At 58.4% G+C, this 16,784-nt stretch carries 18 protein-coding genes and 2 tRNA genes; 14 read left to right on the forward strand and 6 right to left on the reverse strand.

Annotated elements, in window-relative coordinates; genetic code table 11:
* The first annotated feature begins 294 nt into the window (after window positions 1-294).
* From ACR0AG_RS05625 to ACR0AG_RS05635, 3 genes are read left to right on the forward strand one after another with little or no spacing between them, the layout of a single operon-like run.
* Window positions 295-2,010, forward strand: coding sequence for a Tad domain-containing protein (locus ACR0AG_RS05625; protein WP_480837219.1), 1,716 nt, complete (start codon window positions 295-297; stop codon window positions 2,008-2,010).
* On the forward strand, window positions 2,007-2,615 hold the full coding sequence (locus ACR0AG_RS05630; RefSeq protein ID WP_480837221.1) for a TadE/TadG family type IV pilus assembly protein: 609 nt from the start codon (window positions 2,007-2,009) through the stop codon (window positions 2,613-2,615). The genes ACR0AG_RS05625 and ACR0AG_RS05630 overlap by 4 nt, the downstream gene beginning before the upstream one ends.
* 3 nt (window positions 2,616-2,618) lie before the next feature.
* Window positions 2,619-3,227 (forward strand): TadE/TadG family type IV pilus assembly protein, encoded by a 609-nt coding sequence (locus ACR0AG_RS05635; protein WP_480837223.1) that lies wholly within the window; start codon window positions 2,619-2,621, stop codon window positions 3,225-3,227.
* Here the strand turns inward: ACR0AG_RS05635 and ACR0AG_RS05640 are convergent.
* A complete protein-coding gene (locus tag ACR0AG_RS05640) occupies window positions 3,214-3,684 on the reverse strand; it encodes a hypothetical protein (protein ID WP_480837225.1) in 471 nt (156 codons plus the stop codon). The genes ACR0AG_RS05635 and ACR0AG_RS05640 overlap by 14 nt on opposite strands.
* Window positions 3,685-3,841: 157 nt before the next feature.
* Between ACR0AG_RS05640 and ACR0AG_RS05645 the strand changes: the two genes are divergently transcribed.
* Window positions 3,842-4,753, forward strand: a complete 912-nt coding sequence (locus ACR0AG_RS05645; RefSeq protein WP_480837227.1) for a pirin family protein — start codon at window positions 3,842-3,844, stop codon at window positions 4,751-4,753.
* Here the strand turns inward: ACR0AG_RS05645 and ACR0AG_RS05650 are convergent.
* Window positions 4,734-5,339 carry a TetR/AcrR family transcriptional regulator gene (locus ACR0AG_RS05650; protein WP_480837229.1) on the reverse strand — a complete coding sequence of 202 codons (606 nt, stop codon included), beginning with the start codon at window positions 5,337-5,339 and terminating at the stop codon, window positions 4,734-4,736. The two genes, ACR0AG_RS05645 and ACR0AG_RS05650, sit on opposite strands and share 20 nt — an antisense overlap.
* 99 nt (window positions 5,340-5,438) lie before the next feature.
* On the opposite strand from ACR0AG_RS05650, the gene ACR0AG_RS05655 reads away from it, so the two are divergent.
* The 6 genes from ACR0AG_RS05655 to ACR0AG_RS05680 all read left to right on the forward strand — a co-directional run bounded on the left by ACR0AG_RS05655 (window position 5,439) and on the right by ACR0AG_RS05680 (window position 10,267).
* On the forward strand, window positions 5,439-5,684 hold the full coding sequence (locus tag ACR0AG_RS05655) for a hypothetical protein (protein WP_480837231.1): 246 nt from the start codon (window positions 5,439-5,441) through the stop codon (window positions 5,682-5,684).
* A gap of 130 nt (window positions 5,685-5,814) precedes the next feature.
* A complete protein-coding gene (locus ACR0AG_RS05660) occupies window positions 5,815-7,101 on the forward strand; it encodes a homoserine dehydrogenase (RefSeq protein WP_480837232.1) in 1,287 nt (428 codons plus the stop codon).
* 72 nt (window positions 7,102-7,173) lie between these two features.
* Window positions 7,174-8,157 carry a class II fructose-bisphosphatase gene (glpX, locus tag ACR0AG_RS05665; protein WP_480837234.1) on the forward strand — a complete coding sequence of 328 codons (984 nt, stop codon included), beginning with the start codon at window positions 7,174-7,176 and terminating at the stop codon, window positions 8,155-8,157.
* Between the two features lie 83 nt (window positions 8,158-8,240).
* Entirely contained in the window at window positions 8,241-9,983 is a 1,743-nt protein-coding gene (gene recJ / locus ACR0AG_RS05670) for a single-stranded-DNA-specific exonuclease RecJ (protein ID WP_480837236.1), read from the forward strand.
* Between the two features lie 109 nt (window positions 9,984-10,092).
* Window positions 10,093-10,167, forward strand: a tRNA-Glu gene (locus ACR0AG_RS05675).
* Window positions 10,168-10,192: 25 nt separating this feature from the next.
* A tRNA-Glu gene (locus ACR0AG_RS05680) sits at window positions 10,193-10,267 on the forward strand.
* Window positions 10,268-10,315: 48 nt separating this feature from the next.
* Here ACR0AG_RS05680 and ACR0AG_RS05685 read toward each other — a convergent pair.
* The 4 genes from ACR0AG_RS05685 to ACR0AG_RS05700 all read right to left on the reverse strand — a co-directional run bounded on the left by ACR0AG_RS05685 (window position 10,316) and on the right by ACR0AG_RS05700 (window position 13,237).
* The gene (locus ACR0AG_RS05685) at window positions 10,316-11,098 is read right to left on the reverse strand and encodes a DeoR/GlpR family DNA-binding transcription regulator (protein WP_480837238.1); all 783 of its coding nucleotides are present in this window, start codon (window positions 11,096-11,098) and stop codon (window positions 10,316-10,318) included.
* Between the two features lie 86 nt (window positions 11,099-11,184).
* The gene (locus tag ACR0AG_RS05690; RefSeq protein WP_480837240.1) at window positions 11,185-11,982 is read right to left on the reverse strand and encodes an iron chelate uptake ABC transporter family permease subunit; all 798 of its coding nucleotides are present in this window, start codon (window positions 11,980-11,982) and stop codon (window positions 11,185-11,187) included.
* Window positions 11,982-12,722, reverse strand: a complete 741-nt coding sequence (locus ACR0AG_RS05695; RefSeq protein ID WP_480837243.1) for a metal ABC transporter ATP-binding protein — start codon at window positions 12,720-12,722, stop codon at window positions 11,982-11,984. Before ACR0AG_RS05695 ends, ACR0AG_RS05690 begins: the two co-directional genes overlap by 1 nt.
* Window positions 12,722-13,237, reverse strand: coding sequence for a Fur family transcriptional regulator (locus ACR0AG_RS05700; RefSeq protein ID WP_480837245.1), 516 nt, complete (start codon window positions 13,235-13,237; stop codon window positions 12,722-12,724). Before ACR0AG_RS05700 ends, ACR0AG_RS05695 begins: the two co-directional genes overlap by 1 nt.
* Window positions 13,238-13,293: 56 nt before the next feature.
* Here ACR0AG_RS05700 and ACR0AG_RS05705 point away from each other — a divergent pair, with 56 nt between their 5' ends.
* The 4 genes from ACR0AG_RS05705 to ACR0AG_RS05720 all read left to right on the forward strand — a co-directional run bounded on the left by ACR0AG_RS05705 (window position 13,294) and on the right by ACR0AG_RS05720 (window position 16,743).
* Entirely contained in the window at window positions 13,294-14,430 is a 1,137-nt protein-coding gene (locus ACR0AG_RS05705; protein ID WP_480837247.1) for a zinc ABC transporter substrate-binding protein, read from the forward strand.
* A 106-nt stretch (window positions 14,431-14,536) separates the two neighbouring features.
* A complete protein-coding gene (locus tag ACR0AG_RS05710; protein ID WP_480837249.1) occupies window positions 14,537-14,992 on the forward strand; it encodes a putative molybdenum carrier protein in 456 nt (151 codons plus the stop codon).
* A gap of 207 nt (window positions 14,993-15,199) precedes the next feature.
* On the forward strand, window positions 15,200-15,742 hold the full coding sequence (locus ACR0AG_RS05715; RefSeq protein ID WP_480837251.1) for a 3-hydroxyanthranilate 3,4-dioxygenase: 543 nt from the start codon (window positions 15,200-15,202) through the stop codon (window positions 15,740-15,742).
* A gap of 26 nt (window positions 15,743-15,768) precedes the next feature.
* Window positions 15,769-16,743: a TRAP transporter substrate-binding protein gene (locus ACR0AG_RS05720; RefSeq protein WP_480837253.1), complete on the forward strand. Its 975-nt coding sequence runs from the start codon at window positions 15,769-15,771 to the stop codon at window positions 16,741-16,743.
* The last annotated feature ends 41 nt before the right edge of the window (window positions 16,744-16,784 follow it).

A 16,784-nucleotide genomic window follows, 5' to 3' on the forward strand; every position in this document is an offset into this window, starting at 1 on the left:
TTGACGGCGACATCGGCCTGATTGTCCAACTCCCAGAAACAAACAATGCCCGCAACCCGAGAATAGCGCCGTTTTTCATTCTAAAATAGCAACATAGTGGCCATAGCGCCCAAATCTCGCCATTATCAACGTCTAATTTGTTAAACTTGCAAAGATACTGGCATCAATCCGTCTGGCCGGCAGAAGGGTTTCGTAATGATCAAGTTTGAGTCGAAGTTGAATATCTGTAAAAAAATTGGCGCGACCAAGGTTTCGCGACGTCTTAGAGCATTTGCAGAGGACACCGATGGATCGATGACGATCCTGACCCTGTTCCTTTTGATGATTGTTTTCACCGTCGCCGGATTTGCCGTTGACGTCATGCGCTACGACCGCGAGCGGGTAAAACTGCAATACGCGCTGGATCGCGCGGTTCTTGCTGCGGCTGACCTTGATCAGGACCTTTGCCCCCGCGACGTTGTGCGTGACTATCTAAGTAAAGAAAATCTCGACCAGTTCCTGGTCGGAGAGATCACGGTTGAGCCGGAAACATGTGGTGCAGAGGCTGCTCTGCTGCAGGGCAAACGCCGCGTAGAAGCAAGTGCCGAGATGAACGTGGCAACGCATTTCATGCAGTGGAGCGGCGTCGATTACCTGGGAACAACAGCGACAAGTGTCGCCGAAGAATCCATCGGCAATGTGGAAATTTCGCTGGTTCTGGACGTGTCGGGTTCGATGGCAGGCCAGAAACTGACCGACTTGAAAGAAGCGGCCAGCGATTTTGTCGACGAGATGACAACCAAGTCGGAAGATGGCAAACTTTCCATTTCCATCATCCCCTATTCCGAACAGGTGTCGGTGCCGGATTTCCTGATGGATGAGTTGAACACCATCGGCGGGAACGAAGTCGCCAATTGCATCGACTTCCAGGCTGCTGATTTCAACACCACGACATTTGATGCGTATGACATCACGGATCCAGACACCGGTGCAATCATCCGTGCGGGCAGCACATTGCCACAGACACTGCACTTCAATGACTTTGGCAGCTCTGACTACAGAACGTCCGATGGTCTTGTAAGCAGCAATATTTGCCGCGAAGAAACCGCCACCGACCAGCGTGTCATGACGATCATGCAAAAGGATGCAGAAACGATCAAAGATCAAATCGATCTTCTGCAGGCAAGCGGCTGGACATCCATTGATGTTGGTCTGAAATGGGGCCTCTCTCTGCTTGACGAAAGCATGACTCCGCTTATTGCCCAGCTGGCGGCAGGACCTGAAATCCCGATTGAATTCGCCAACCGGCCAGGACCAAACAGAGGGTCTGACACGATCAAAGTGCTGGTGCTGATGACCGATGGTGAGAACACCCGGCAGCACATGGTCAACGCGCCCTACAATGATGGCCCGTCAGGCATTCATTGGAACGAAGAAGAGGCGATTTATTCCGTCTATGACGAAGACAACAACCGCTATGCGTGGCCAAATGTCGATCGGACAATCGAAGACGGCGGTCAGCGTTGGTACCGTTACTACTGGCAGACGCATGCCTACGGCGATCCTGATGGGCCGGGTGACTACACCAGATATCTCTGCACCAGTTATTTCGACGGAAGATGTCGCGCAATTGACACATCTAATTCACGTGATTTCCCGGAAGTAGGCGAAGCTGAAGAGCTGGACTGGCCAGATGTATGGGCGCACACGCAAAAGTATGAGATCTCGGATCTGCTGGACGCCGCGCTTGGCTCGGACGATGTGACGGATTTCGAAAACAACTCCACTACCGAGTTGCGTCAGTGGAACAAGGACCCTCGCGTTCGGTCTCTGTGTACTCAGGCTGAAGCTCAGGAAGTTCTGATCTTCTCGATCGCCTACCAGGCACCGGACGGCGTGAAGCCCTTGCTGCGCGACTGCGCTGTCGAGGATGGCAGATACTATGAAGTCGGCGGTACGGATGCGAGAACAATCGCAGAGGTGTTTGACTCGATCAGCTCGACCATCCAGAACCTGAGGCTGACGCAATGATACGTTTGTTGCGCCTCAGGCTGAGGAAGTTTCGCGATTGCGAAGACGGCAGCACCTCGACCATCGAGTTTCTGTTCTGGTTCCCGTTCTTTATCTACATCGCCTGGTCAGCCATGGATCTGGGCATGATGTCGTTCAATCACGCAAATCTCGAACGCGCTCTGGACGAGACCATCCGCGAGGTTCGCCTCAACAGGCTTCCCGAAGGCGAGACCGAGTGGACGCATGAGACGCTGAAGGACATGATCTGCGAGAACACCCATTTTGTTAAGAACTGCTCGACCGAGTTGGCGTTGGAGATGACCCCTATCGATCCACGGGCCGGAAGCAGTATGGATCCCGAACCTTACTGTTTGGACAAGCCCGCGGATCTGCGCCCGCTTGACAATGTTCAGTTCACACCCGGCACATCCAACGAGTTGATGGTCATCCGCGCTTGTCTGGAAGTCAGACCGGTTTGGGGTTTCTCGATGTTCAATGACATGGCTCATCGAAACGGCTCAAACGGACAGTGGGAACTGCAATCCACCACAGTGTTTGTGCACGAGCCCCTGGGTGGCGACAGCACTGCCCCGACAACACCTACAGTTCCGGTCGGAGGTTGAGACATGTTTGAGCACCTCAGCAAAAGAACTGCCCGGTTCGGGACTCAGCTTCGCCGTTTCAGAGAACGCGAAGACGGCGCAATCACGATCGAAGCGATGTTGATCCTCCCAATGCTGCTTTGGTCGATGCTTGCGTCCTATACTTTCTACGATGGCTACCGTCAGGGCAGTCGCAACATCAAAGCGGCCTATGCTGTTGCGGACGTTCTCTCGCGGGAACGCAACATGATCGACTCGGCCTACATGGACACGATGCTGGAACTGATGGACACGATGGTTTCCACGCGGGCACCGGTTTCACTGCGTATTTCCTATTTGAACTACAACGCAGAAGATGATGAACACAATGTGTTTTGGACATGCGTGCGCGGTAACCGCTTTGCGAACTGGGACGATGGCACCATTACCCAGATAAAAGACGCACTGCCTGTTATGCCGGACAATGGCAAAATGATCGTTGTTGAGACCCACAATGTCTATCAGCCGCCGTTTGACATCGGCTTTGAAATCAACGCGTTCGACATGGGCAACTTTGTGTTCACCCACCCGCGCGTCTTCGACAATATCGAGTTGACGAATCCGGACCCGGCAGGGTGCGTCAGCTACGTTTAGCTATCAGCGTCATCAGCGCTTCGGACATGAACTTAGCCTCGGCGGCGGATGTCATTCCTCCGATGCCGAGGCGCCTTCCCAATCTCCACCACAGGCCAGGCGCCCAGGCGTTCTGGCCTGCTGTGCGCGTCACGACCAGAAACCCGTTCGACGGCTTGAACGCAAACACGCCGCGGTCGACGGACTCGATCTGATCAAGCTTTGCGATCAACTGCCCGGATTGAGTTCTGAGTTCGGTTTCGGTCAATTCGATGGCATCTTCGGTTGCAATCCACATCCGATAGGCCAACCATAAAGACCCCGCCCCCACGACCAACAGGAACACCTGCCACACCAATTCCGGCGGCTGGGCAAGCGCAACGTAGATCACCAGGGTGCCCACAATACCAAGCATCCCAACCCCCATCCAGCGGCGCGGGGTTGAGGCTTCGACCCGGGCAAGTACGTCCTCTTGCATGACACTCTCCTGATTGACGGATTTGCAATATCCGCTTTGGCGCAAAAGGAACAGGGTCATTCAGCATTGAGCATTTGCGCACAAGACAGGTGCTTTGCCGCGAATTGAACGCCGCGCAACAGCGGCTAAGTTTGACGCAACCTTACAGGAGGCTGCCATGTCCCTCAGACCGACTCTGGAAACCCGCAAAGCCATGCCGACAATGGAAGGCGCAGGTGTAAAGCTTCACCGCGCTTTCGGCTTTCAGGACCCGTCCGAGCTTGATCCGTTTCTTCTGTTCGACGATTTCCGAAACGAACATCCGCAGGACTATCAGGCCGGGTTCCCCTGGCACCCGCATCGCGGCATTGAAACGATCACCTATGTTCTGTCCGGCACTGTGGATCACAGCGACTCGCTTGGTAACAGCGGAACTTTGGGGGCCGGTGACGTCCAGTGGATGACCGCCGGGTCGGGGATTTTGCATCAGGAAATGCCCAAAGGAACGTCCTCTGGTCAGATGCACGGATTTCAGCTGTGGGGAAACCTGCCATCTGCTCAAAAGATGACGGCCCCGCGGTATCAGGACGTTGAAAGCAAGGAAATTCCCGAAATCACCGATGATGACGGCACAGTCGTTCGCGTGATCGTAGGTGAGTTCTGGGGCAAAACCGGGCCCGTGGACGGAATCGCCGCCGATCCGCAATACCTGGACATCAGCATCCCGGCCGGTGTGAAAAAGACATTTCGCGTCGACACCTACCGACGCGCCTTTGCCTATGTCTTCCAGGGCAACGCAGCCTTCGCGGACGCCTCGCAGCCAACCGGTGTATTGCTGGAAAAGGAGATCGCCGGGCAAGAGGTCAACATACGCGACATGTCAGGCGACCGAACACTTGTACGGTTTGGCACCGGGGATGAGATCACGGTGCAGGCCGGGCCAGACGGCGTGCGTTTCCTGCTGATCTCTGGCGCGCCAATCAATGAACCCGTTGCCTGGCACGGCCCCATCGTGATGAACACCCGAGACGAACTGGAGCAGGCGTTTCGCGAGCTGCGCAACGGGACCTTTATTCGCCCGGCGCACTAGGAGCAGACACGGATTTTCGGACCATGTCCCAATAGATCTTCTCGACCTCATCCAAAGACAGTCGCCCGCCGGAGCGATACCAGGTCATGACGCCGTTTAGCATCGCGATCACCGCCAGTGTCGCGATCTTGGTATCGGTAATGAAAAACTGACCGGACTTCTGCCCCGCTTGCAGGATTGCCTCCAGCGAATCTTCGTACCGCCGCCGCAGGACTTCAATCTCGGCGAAATTGTCTTCGGTGAGGTTGCGAAGCTCCATATACGCGATAAAAACTTCGTCAGGCCGTTCCAGATGGAACCTGATGTGAAACCCCACGAATTGGCGCAGCGCCTCGCTGGCATCGCTTGGCGTGCCAAGGCTGTCATATGTCGCCAGTAGGTCCTGCATATGGTTCTGCATCAAACGGAACAACAGGCTTTGCTTGTCCGGTATGTAGTTATAAAGCGCACCAGCTTGCACGCCAACTTCACCCGCGATTTGTCGCATGGAAACAGCGGCATAGCCATGCCGGGCAAAAAGCCCCAAGGCGGCCTTGCGAATTCGGGGGCCGGTGATATCAGAATGTGAGCCTTGTGTACGCGCCATGACTTGATCGTATCTGAACAAACGTTCAGATAGAACCCCGCTTGAACCGCATGTCCAAAAGGTGCATCACATGGGGGTCCAGCGACCACAAGGTGCCTGATGAAGCCGATCTTGCTCTTCCCCCTGCTTGCGCTCTGCGCCTGCACGAACATTCCCGAGTTGGAAGGGAAAGAGGCACCCTCGCTGCGCACGGCCCCCTACCCCAAGCTCATCCCCATCGAAGCCTCGCTTGGGGCACCCGTCGACCCGGTCTCAGAGGCCGAAGAGGTCGAAGAAGAATTGATCGCACGCAGCGAAGCGCTTGGCGCAAGAGCTGAGGCGCTGCAGAACGCGGAAACAAACTGAACGGTCCGGCAGATCAGGCCCGTTTGACAGGCCTTAGACGGATTGCACCCTTTCCCTGAACCCGTTAAGGCAGCGCGTAAAGCACACGCGGCCCCAAGGGGGCACAATTCGAGCGGAAAGGACCCAAAACATGACGCAGGCGCTGAGGCTTGGAATCGCTGGTTTGGGAACCGTCGGAATTGGTGTCGTCAAGATCATCCGCCAACACGCCGACCTGCTGCAGGCCCGCACGGGTCGTCCGATTGAAATCTCGGCCATCGGCGCACGCGACCAGAACAAAGACCGGGGCGTAAACCTGTCAGGCTACGCGTGGGAATCCGATCCGGTTGCCCTGGCAACCCGCGATGACGTGGACGTATATGTCGAACTGATCGGCGGTGAGAATGGCCCGGCCAAGGCGTCGGTCGAGGCCGCGCTTGCGAACGGCAAGGACGTTGTGACGGCCAACAAGGCCCTGCTGGCCATTCACGGTCAGGACTTGGCCGAAAAGGCCGAAGCCGCAGGGCGCGTGATCCGGTTCGAGGCCGCCGTTGCCGGCGGTATCCCGGTGATCAAATCCCTGACCGAAGGTCTGGCTGGTAATGAAATCACCCGCGTCATGGGCGTGATGAACGGCACCTGCAACTACATCCTGACCCGGATGCAATCGCAAGAGCTTGGCTACAACGCGCTGTTCGAGGAATGCGCGCAGCTAGGCTATCTTGAGGCCGATCCGAACCTGGACGTGGGCGGAATCGATGCCGCGCATAAGCTGGCCCTGTTGTCTTCGATTGCGTTTGGAACCAAACCGAATTTTGACGGGATCGAGATCGAAGGCATTCAGCATATCAGCCTGGACGATATCCATCAGGCAGACGATATGGGCTATCGCATAAAGCTGCTTGGGGTCACCCAACGCACTCCGCGCGGGCTTGAACAGCGGATGCAGCCTTGCCTTGTGCCCAGCGACTCGCCGATTGGGCAGCTTGAAGGCGGCACCAACATGGTTGTCATCGAAGGCGACGCTGTCGAACAGGTTGTTCTGCGGGGCCCCGGTGCTGGCGAAGGCCCAACCGCCAGCGCGGTGATGGGGGATGTCTGCGATCTGGCGCGCGGCCTGAAAATCTCGACCTTCGGGCGCCCTGCGGTGTCCTTGCAAGAGGCGCAGCCCGCACAGACCGGCCTGCCGGCGCCTTACTATCTGCGTCTGGCCCTGCTGGACAAACCCGGCGCGCTGGCAAAGGTCGCCGCGATCCTCGGGGACTCGGGTGTCTCGATCGACCGGATGCGCCAATATGCACATTCCGAGAACACGGCCCCGGTTCTGATTGTCACGCACAAGACGACCCGCTCGACCCTGGATCACGCGCTGGATGGATTGCGCGACACCGATGTCGTCGCCGGAGAGCCCGTCGCCCTGCGGATCGAGCAGGTCTAAGCCCTTGCAGCCTGCACTTGGGGCAGGCTATGCCGGAACAGAATGTCTCAGTTGACCAAAGGAATTCAAAACATGAGCGCTGCCAAAACCGATTTCAACGACCGCCTGTTGTCCCTGGGACTGGCGCGGGTGGCCGAACAGGCAGCGCTGGCATCGGCCTCGCTGGTGGGTCGTGGCGATGAGAAAGCCGCCGACCAAGCCGCTGTCAACGCCATGCGCGAGCAGTTAAACCTGCTGGATATCGCCGGTGTCGTGGTGATCGGTGAGGGTGAGCGCGACGAGGCACCGATGCTTTATATCGGCGAAGAGGTCGGCACCGGGAACGGCCCCGGTGTGGACATCGCGCTGGACCCGCTTGAGGGCACGACCCTGACCGCCAAAGACATGCCTAACGCGCTGACGGTCATTGCCATGGGCCCGCGCGGATCGATGCTGCATGCGCCGGATGTCTACATGGATAAGCTGGCCGTCGGTCCGGGCTATCCCGAAGGTGTTGTCAATCTGGACATGAGCCCGCGCGAACGGGTCGAGGCGCTGGCAAAAGCACGTGATTGCGAGCCTGCCGATATCACCGTCTGCATTCTGGAACGCCCGCGTCATGAAGCGATGATCGCCGAAGTGCGCGAAACCGGCGCGTCGATCCGGCTGATCACCGATGGAGACGTCGCAGGCGTCATGCATTGCGCCGAAAGCGAGGTGACCGGGATCGACATGTATATGGGCCAGGGTGGCGCGCCCGAGGGTGTTCTGGCTGCTGCTGCGTTGAAATGCATGGGCGGGCAGATTTTTGGCCGCCTGCTGTTCCGCAACGATGACGAACGTGGGCGCGCCGCCAAGGCGGGCATCACCGATCTGGACCGTGTCTACAATCGCGACGAAATGGTGACATCGGATGTGATCTTTGCCGCAACCGGCGTCACAGGCGGTTCGCTGTTGCCCCGCATCAAGCGGGAACCGGGTTGGGTCGAAACGACGACCCTGTTGATGCGATCCAAGACCGGATCGGTGCGTCGCATGACTTATCGCACGCCGACATGGTCGCACGAAAAGGGATGACCTTGCCTTCGGCGAGAGTATTTTTGAAAAGATGAAGCGGCCGGGCCTGATGGTGCCCGGCTTTGCTGCATATGAGGGACGCGATGAGTTTTTTGGGGGTTGAGCAGTCGCTGACGGGCCGGAATTGGCAGGGCCCTGCCGCCGAGGTTGAACGCGCCGGCGAAATGATGGCCCAGCAAACTGGCCTGCCGCGTCCGCTGTGCCAGGTTCTGGCCCGCCGGGGTGTTCCGGTTGTGGAGGCGCAGAGTTTTCTGGAACCTAAGCTTAAGGAATTGCTCCCTGACCCTCGGACCCTGAAGGACATGGAGGCTGCGGCGGCTCGGTTTCTTGAGGCCGTGAAGCACCGTCAGAAGATCGCGGTCTTTGCAGATTACGACGTGGATGGCGGAAGCTCAGCCGCGTTGTTGCTGATCTGGTTGCGGCAGATGGGCCTGCAAGCAACGCTCTATGTCCCCGACCGGATTGATGAAGGGTATGGCCCTAATGTTCCGGCCATGCGGAACCTTGCAGCGCGCCATGACCTGATCATTTGCGTGGATTGCGGCACGCTCAGCCACGAGCCTATCGCGGCGGCCAAAGGTGCAGACGTGATTGTTCTCGACCACCACCTGGGGGCGGAAACCCTGCCCGATTGTGCAGCCGTGGTAAATCCAAACCGTCAGGACGAAAGCGGCGACCTTGGGTATCTGTGCGCAGCCGCAGTTGTGTTCCTGATGCTGGTCGAGGCCGGGCGGCAATTGCGCGAGGACGGCACAAAAGGACCCGACCTGATCGCATTGCTGGACCTCGTGGCTTTGGCCACGGTCGCGGATGTTGCGCCCCTTATCGAAGCCAATCGTGCATTGGTGCGGCAGGGGCTGAAGGTTATGGCCCAGCGGCAGCGCCCCGGCTTGGTGGCGTTGTCCGATGTCGCGCGCATGGACACGGCCCCCAACAGTTATCACCTTGGATTTCTGCTGGGCCCCCGCGTGAACGCCGGGGGGCGCATCGGGCAGGCCGATCTGGGCGCGCGATTGCTGAGCACGGACTCGATGGCCGAGGCCGAGGCCCTGTCGCAACGGCTCGACGCCCTGAACACCGAGCGGCGCGATATCGAAAACGCCGTTCGGGCGGCAGCGTTGGATCAGGCAGAACAGCGCGGTCTGGATGCGCCGCTGGTCTGGGCCGCTGGTGAGGGCTGGCATCCCGGTGTCGTCGGCATCGTGGCATCGCGCCTGAAAGATGCCGCCAACCGGCCCGCGATTGTGATTGGTTTTGACGGCGACGAGGGCAAAGGATCAGGCCGATCCGTATCCGGTGTGGACCTTGGTGCATCGATCCAACGGCTTGCGTCCGAGGGTCTGTTGGTTAAAGGCGGTGGGCACAAGATGGCGGCCGGTCTGACCGTAATGCGCGACCAGCTGGAGCCCGCAATGGGCCGCCTGTCAGAGCTCTTAGCCAAACAGGGTGCCGGTCAGGGCGGACCCGCCGACCTGAAGCTTGACGGCGCCTTGATGCCGGGTGCCGCGACGGTGGATTTGATCGAGCAGATTGAAAAAGCGGGACCTTTTGGCGCCGGGGCGCCTGCGCCGCGTTATGCCCTGCCCGACCTTGAAGTGCGCTTTGCAAAACGCGTGGGCGAGTCGCATTTGAAGCTTTCACTCTCCGATGGGCTGTCTTCGGGCCTGGATGCCATTGCCTTTGGTGCCTTTGATGGCCCGTTGGGAGAGCGGCTCTCCAACCACGGCGGCGCGCGGTTCCATTTCGCCGGTCGGCTTGAGGTGAACACCTGGGGTGGCCGCCAAACCGTACAGCTGAGGCTGGAAGACGCAGCCGAGGCCAGTTGAGGCGCTTTGACGACCCTGTAATTCGGGCTCAAAAAAGTTTCCCATCCCGACGTTTTTCGGCTTGCGGGGGTGCTGGGTTATCCGTAAAAGGCCCTCCACAAGCCAGCGTGGCCCGTTCGTCTATCGGTTAGGACGCCAGGTTTTCAACCTGGAAAGAGGGGTTCGATTCCCCTACGGGCTACCATTTTGCTTGTAGAAGTGACCTTTATGGCCCGTTCGTCTATCGGTTAGGACGCCAGGTTTTCAACCTGGAAAGAGGGGTTCGATTCCCCTACGGGCTACCATTTCCCGCCTGTCAGAACCTTCCTAAAGCCAGCGTATCCGGCGTGGGCTTAGCTGTCTTTGGCGACCTGCACCTTGACGCCCCATTGGGCGACTGAATCCGCAAGCGCTCCTTTGGGTGCCTTATCCGTTACCAACAGGTCGACTTTGCGCGGGTCCGGGCCAACGTAAGGGGCGGTTTCGCTGAACTTGAAATGTGCGGCCGCAACGACCACTCGGTCGGCATTGTCGGCAACGACCGACGACAAATCCGCCTCAGCCGAGCTGAAATACAAAAATCCGCGCTTTGCCGTCAGCGCGTCGATGCTGAGTACCGCAAGGTCGAACGCATAGCGCATGGCCTGCCTGTGTGTGACATGGCCAAAGGCGCCGCGTTCATCGGGCTGGAGCTCTCCTCCCAGCAGGTGAACCCTGTTTCCGTTTATGCCCGCCAGCGTCTGGCCAATGCCAATCGAATTGCTGACAACGGTCAGGTTGCCCAACTGACGCAACTCTTCGGCGACATAAGCTGTGGTCGAGCCGACGTCCAAAAACACCGTCATGCCGTTCTGGATCAGGGTCGCGATATGGGCGGCAATTCTGCGTTTCTCGTCCGAATGCTGTGCAATGCGCCGAAAAAAACTGGGATCGCTTTGCGTGCCCGCCAGATAGGCGCCACCATGCACGCGTTCGACCGAGCCCGACTTGGACAGCGCCTTGATCGTTCGCCGCACGGTTTCCTCGGAAACGCCAAGTGACTTGGCCAGATCAGAGTTGCGGGCCGTGCCACCCAGTCGCCTGAGAACGTCCAGCAGTTCAAGTTCGCGGTGCGTATGCGGCGTTCGGGTTTTCAAGCCGATCTCCTAAACTCCCAAATCTTCCCTCACAAAGACATAAAAAACCGTCAAAGATCAAGGCGCTTGCATGGGAATTCGCGGGTTCAGGCCCTGTTGTGACGTTGCCAGCCGATCAGGCTGAAACAGGCAAACAAGATTGCGGCGACACAGACGATCGAAGGCCCCGCGGGCGTATCCAGGATATAGGCCGACCGTAAGCCGACCACGGCAGACACAGCGCCGATCCCGGCTGCAATAAAGGCCATCGATTCAGGTGATCTGGCGAGGCTGCGCGCTGCGGCGGCAGGGATGATAAGCATGGCCGCAATCAGAAGAACCCCGACAACCTTGATCGCGACGGCCACGGTAATCGCCAGTGCCAGCGTCAGGATCAATTGCTCGCGCTTGGGCTGATAGCCACTGGCATAGGCCAGATCCTCGTTCAAAGTGGCCGTCAGCAGGTGCGACCACCGCCATGCGATCAAGGCGACAACCAGTGCAGCACCACCCCAGATGACCAACAGATCGCTGCGCGACACTGCCAGAATGTCGCCAAACAGGTAGGCCATCAGATCAATGCGCACGCCGGACAGGAAGGACACCGCCACAAGCCCAAACGCCAGGGCCGAATGCGCCATGACCCCAAGCAATGTGTCCATCGCATAACCGCGCCTGGACAGCAGGGTCACAGTCATCGCCATCAGCAGGGCCACGACCATTGCACCGGTGAAAACAGACATCTGAAACGTCAGGGATAGTGCGACCCCAAGAATGGCCGCATGGGCGGTCGCATCCCCGAAATAGGCCATCCTGCGCCACACGACAAAGCACCCCAACGGCGCAGCCGCCAAAGCCACGCCAATGCCCGCCAGCGTGGCGCGCGTCATGAAATCATCAAGCATTATTCTGCCGCTTCCTGAGAGTCTGAGCCGTGGTCATGATGGTGGTCATGGTCATGTCGATAGAGCGCAAGCGCTCCGCCCGTTCCGGTCCCGAACAGGGCACGATATTCGGGGGCCGAGGCAACCACCGCAGGTGAGCCCTGACAGCACACATGACCGTTGAGGCAAACCACCCTATCCGAGGCGCTCATGACCACGTGTAATTCGTGGCTGATCATCAAAACGGCGCAGCCGGTCTCGGCCCGGACGGTTTCGATCTGTTGGTAGAACGCGGCTGAACCCGGTTGATCGAGCCCTTGCGTCGCCTCATCCAGCAGCAAGACATCAGGCCGGGTCATCAAAGCCCGCGCCAGCAACACACGTTGAAACTGCCCCCCGGAGAGCTGCGACATCTGCCGTTTGAGCAGGTTCGGAACCCCCGCGGCCTCAAGCGCGCTGACACAATCCTGGCGCGAGACACGCGCGGTCAGGCGCATGAAGCGTTCGACCGAGATCGGCAGTGTGGCGTCGATATGCAGCTTTTGTGGCACATAGCCGATCTTCAGCCCCGGTTTCAGAGTCACTTGCCCGGTTGCCGGTCTGACGGCCCCAATGATCGCGCGCAGCAGGCTGGTCTTGCCCGACCCGTTCGGGCCCACGATCGTCACGATTTCACCGGGATGGATTTCCATCTGGACGTTGCGCAGCACGGTATTCGCGCCGTAGCGAACGCTCAGGTCTTCGACACAGACCAGCGCCATCACTCGACCTTGTCTACACAAGACGGGCAGATGCCGACCGCCTCAACCACAGTACGTTCAATCTGGAACCCGGCGGCCCGGGCTGCGGCCCCCAGCGACCCCTTTTCGGGCGAGGATTGCGCCTCGGCAACCGCATCGCATTTGCGGCACACCATGAAGGCGGGCGAATGTATATCCCCAGGATGCGCACAGGCGACAAAGGCGTTCAGCCTTTCAATCTTGTGCACAAAGCCATTCTCGACCAGAAAATCCAGCGCTCGATAGGCGACCGGAGGTTGCGATCCGAACCCGGCGTCACGCAGGTGATCGAGAACCGCATAGGCTCCCAGCGCGCGGTGTTCCTGCAACAACAGCTCCAGTACCTTGCGCCGCACAGGCGTCAGGCGCAGGCCCTTTTCGGCACAGCGGGCTTCGGTCGTGGTCAGAGCCGTCTCGACGCAATGGGTGTGATCATGCGATTGAAAGCCAACCAGATCCGCCCTGTCGTCGGGCACAGGCTGAATATCTCTTGTCATGTTATTTCATATCATTTATTTGGCGATTAATGTTATAAAATCACACCGAGGTACCGATGTCCAGAAAGCTTACTTCTGTTTCTCTTGTGGCCACATTGATGGGGGGAACCGCAATTGCAGATGTCCCGAATGTCGCGGCTGATATCGCACCGGTACATTCGCTTGTCGCCAAGGTCATGGCCGGTGTGGGCGAGCCGAGCCTTGTCATCCCTGCCGGGGCATCACCGCATGAATACAACCTGCGCCCGTCCGAGGCCGCCGCGCTGCAAAACGCGGATCTCGTCTTTTGGATCGGTGAAGATCTGACCCCGTGGCTGGGGGACGCCGTAGGCACATTGGCCAGCAACGCAACCGTAACAGAGTTGCTTGAAGCGGATGGCACGGTTCTGTTGGATTTCCGCGAGAACGCCTTGTTCGAGGCCCATGATCATGGCGATCATGATGACCACGATGATCATGATCATGACAAAGATCATGCAGACCACGATGATCACGACCATGACGAAGATCATGAGAAACATGATGATGATCATGCTGAGCATGATGACCATGACGATCACGCAGACCATGATGGTCATGATGAACATGATGACCACGACCACGAGGATCATGAAGACCATGCAAAGCATGAGGATCATGACGATCACGCGGATCACGATGACCACGAGGATCATGCGCATGGGGACCATGACCCCCACGCCTGGTTGTCGCCGGAAAACGCAGGTATCTGGCTGAACCAGATTGCGGCCCAGCTTTCGGCTGCGGACCCGGACAATGCCGGCACCTACTATTCCAACGCCGCAGCCGCGCGTGAGGAACTGGCCGAGTTGACCTCGGAGCTGGCCGCCACTCTTGAACGCGTCAGCGGGGGCCGTTTCATCGTGTTCCACGATGCCTATCAGTACTTCGAAGATGCGTTCGATTTCCCCGCGTCCGGTGCGATTTCGATTGCTGATGCCTCGGACCCCAGCCCGGCCCGCGTCGCGGAGATTCAGGGCCGGATCAAGGAAGAAGGCATTGATTGCGTCCTGGCCGAGCCTCAGTTCAACCCCGGCCTGATCGATACCGTTCTGGAGGGCACGCCAGCCAAGGTCGGCGTGATCGATCCATTGGGTGCCGAGTTGGAGTCCGGCTCGGACCTCTATAACCAGCTTCTGCGGAACATGGCGGAAACCCTGGCAGAGTGCCTATAGCAGCAGTCGCAAACGGGGACATCTGACAAGCCCTCTGATTTGCGTGACAGGTCAAAGCCCGCTACGGTCTGGATCTCGGTTCATCCAAACCTGGCGGGCTTTGCTTATGAAAATCGTATCCGGTGGCCAGACCGGAGTTGATTTGGCCGCGCTGACCTTTGCCAAGGACCACGCGTATTCCTATGGCGGTTGGGTGCCCAAGGGTCGCATGAACGAAGCCGGACGCATTTCCGATCGTTTCAGCGGCCTGCGCGAAACCGATACCGACGACGTCAGCGAGCGTACCCGGCGCAATGTCGTTTTGGGCGATGCCACCTTGATCTTTGTGGAAGACGCCATCAGCCCCGGTACCGACCTGACCCTGCAATTGGCACAGGAGATGGGAAAACCGCATCTTGTCATTGATGCACGGCAAGAGGCGCCAATTTGTGCCGCTAGCCTTCGCCAGTGGTTGGCCGACACCAAGCCCGAAGTTCTGAACATCGCCGGCCCTCGTGGATCCGAGGCACCTGAACTGGGCGCAAAAGTCACCCAAATTCTTATGCTTGCACTGCTGGGTTGAACCTGTCGCATGTTGGTAGAACAAAGCCCGCCCAACCCTGTGGCTACGTGGTGAACACGTCTGACAGGTGCGTGTGCACCGATCGCCGATGGACGGCGCGAAACAAAACCGTCGCCCGATATAGCCAATTCCGATATCTACATACGCATAATTTCTTTGCCGCTATGGAACGCGTCGCCAATAGTTTCAGTCAAACAGGAGATCCGCATGTCGAGACTAGCAGCGTTCAACTTCAAAGCCTGGATTGACGAACATCGCCACCTTCTGAAGCCACCGGTGGGAAACAAGATGGTGTTCGAGGACGCCGATCTTATGGTCACCGTGGTTGGCGGGCCGAACAAGCGCACCGATTATCATGACGACCCGGTGGAAGAGTTTTTCTATCAGCTCGAAGGCGACATGCTGCTTAAACTCTTTGACGGCGAAGAGTTCTATGACGTTCCGATCCGCGAAGGCGAGATCTTTCTGCTGCCGGCCCATGTCCGCCATTCTCCGCAACGTCCGCAGGAAGGCTCGGTTGGTCTGGTGATCGAGCCCAAGCGGCAGGAAGGAGAGCTGGACGCAATCGAATGGTATTGCTTTGAATGCGGCTCCCGCGTTCACCGCGCCGAGATGCAGCTCAAGTCCATCGTTGACGACCTGCCTCCGGTATACGAAAAATTCTATGCATCGGAAAAAGACCGCACCTGTCCGAATTGCAATGCCGTGCATCCGGGCAAAGAGCCTCCTGAAGGCTGGGTGCAGCTTTGAACACATGAAGAACAACGGGGAGTGATATGAAACAATTCAACAAAATGATCGCAGCGGCTGCTGTTCTGGCGGCGTCGGCTGTTACCGCACAGGCCGAGGAGTTCCGTCTTGGCCTGATCACACCGCCGCCGCATATCTGGACAAAAGCCGCCGAAGCCTTTGGCACTGAGCTGAACGAAGCCAGCGGCGGCGCGCATACGGTATCCGTCTTCCCAGCGCGTCAGTTGGGCAACGAGGCCGAGATGCTGCAGCAGTTGCAAACCGGCGCGTTGGACATGGCCTTCATGACCGTCGCAGAAGTTTCGAACCGCGCACCCGAGCTGGGCGCGTTTTATGCGCCTTATTTGGCGGACAATATCGGTCACGCCGGTCGCATTCTGCGCTCTGATACCGCCAAATCGATGCTGGAGCCCCTGCCCGGTCAGGTCGGCGTTGTTGGCCTTGGCTATGGCATGGCGGGGCTGCGCCAGATCGTGAGCCGGGGTGAGGTGTCGTCAGCCGACGATCTGTCAGGCCTGAAACTGCGGATCACGCCGTTTACACCGATCCTGGATTTCTACAATGCGGTCGGTGCAGCTCCGACGCCGATGCCCCTGCCCGCCGTTTATGACGCACTGGCCAATGGTCAGGTCGACGCCATCGACATGGATGCCGAATTGATCTGGGTGCTGAAATACTATGAACACGCTGACACTATCGTGCAGTCGAACCATATGATGTTCCCGATGGTCGGTCTGGTCTCGGCCAAGGTCTGGGCCGGTCTGTCCGAGGAAGACCGCGCAATGATTGGTGAACTAATGGCCAAGCATGTCGACAGCACCATCGATGCCTATGTCGCCAATGACGAGAAATGGCTGGAGCAGATCGAAGGCACCGGCAAGACCTATGTCGAAGTCGATGCGGAATTCTTTGGCGACGCCATCGACGAATGGAACACGATCTGGTCGGAAAAGACCTCGTCGCTTGACGCCCTGCGCGCGACTGCGGCAGAAACCAAATAAAGACGAAACAGGGGTCAAACATGGCGCGGGCCCGGTGCCCG

Source organism: Ruegeria sp. H6 (assembly GCF_056532975.1).

Bases quoted from the DNA above. Each gene is read 5' to 3' on its own strand.
- ACR0AG_RS05625 (WP_480837219.1), top strand. From the start codon at position 295: ATGACGATCCTGACCCTGTTCCTTTTGATGATTGTTTTCACCGTCGCC.
- ACR0AG_RS05630 (WP_480837221.1), top strand. From the start codon at position 2,007: ATGATACGTTTGTTGCGCCTCAGGCTGAGGAAGTTTCGCGATTGCGAA.
- ACR0AG_RS05635 (WP_480837223.1), top strand. From the start codon at position 2,619: ATGTTTGAGCACCTCAGCAAAAGAACTGCCCGGTTCGGGACTCAGCTT.
- ACR0AG_RS05640 (WP_480837225.1), bottom strand. From the start codon at position 3,684: ATGCAAGAGGACGTACTTGCCCGGGTCGAAGCCTCAACCCCGCGCCGC.
- ACR0AG_RS05645 (WP_480837227.1), top strand. From the start codon at position 3,842: ATGTCCCTCAGACCGACTCTGGAAACCCGCAAAGCCATGCCGACAATG.
- ACR0AG_RS05650 (WP_480837229.1), bottom strand. From the start codon at position 5,339: ATGGCGCGTACACAAGGCTCACATTCTGATATCACCGGCCCCCGAATT.
- ACR0AG_RS05655 (WP_480837231.1), top strand. From the start codon at position 5,439: ATGAAGCCGATCTTGCTCTTCCCCCTGCTTGCGCTCTGCGCCTGCACG.
- ACR0AG_RS05660 (WP_480837232.1), top strand. From the start codon at position 5,815: ATGACGCAGGCGCTGAGGCTTGGAATCGCTGGTTTGGGAACCGTCGGA.
- glpX (WP_480837234.1), top strand. From the start codon at position 7,174: ATGAGCGCTGCCAAAACCGATTTCAACGACCGCCTGTTGTCCCTGGGA.
- recJ (WP_480837236.1), top strand. From the start codon at position 8,241: ATGAGTTTTTTGGGGGTTGAGCAGTCGCTGACGGGCCGGAATTGGCAG.
- ACR0AG_RS05690 (WP_480837240.1), bottom strand. From the start codon at position 11,982: ATGCTTGATGATTTCATGACGCGCGCCACGCTGGCGGGCATTGGCGTG.
- ACR0AG_RS05695 (WP_480837243.1), bottom strand. From the start codon at position 12,722: ATGGCGCTGGTCTGTGTCGAAGACCTGAGCGTTCGCTACGGCGCGAAT.
- ACR0AG_RS05700 (WP_480837245.1), bottom strand. From the start codon at position 13,237: ATGACAAGAGATATTCAGCCTGTGCCCGACGACAGGGCGGATCTGGTT.
- ACR0AG_RS05705 (WP_480837247.1), top strand. From the start codon at position 13,294: ATGTCCAGAAAGCTTACTTCTGTTTCTCTTGTGGCCACATTGATGGGG.
- ACR0AG_RS05710 (WP_480837249.1), top strand. From the start codon at position 14,537: ATGAAAATCGTATCCGGTGGCCAGACCGGAGTTGATTTGGCCGCGCTG.
- ACR0AG_RS05715 (WP_480837251.1), top strand. From the start codon at position 15,200: ATGTCGAGACTAGCAGCGTTCAACTTCAAAGCCTGGATTGACGAACAT.
- ACR0AG_RS05720 (WP_480837253.1), top strand. From the start codon at position 15,769: ATGAAACAATTCAACAAAATGATCGCAGCGGCTGCTGTTCTGGCGGCG.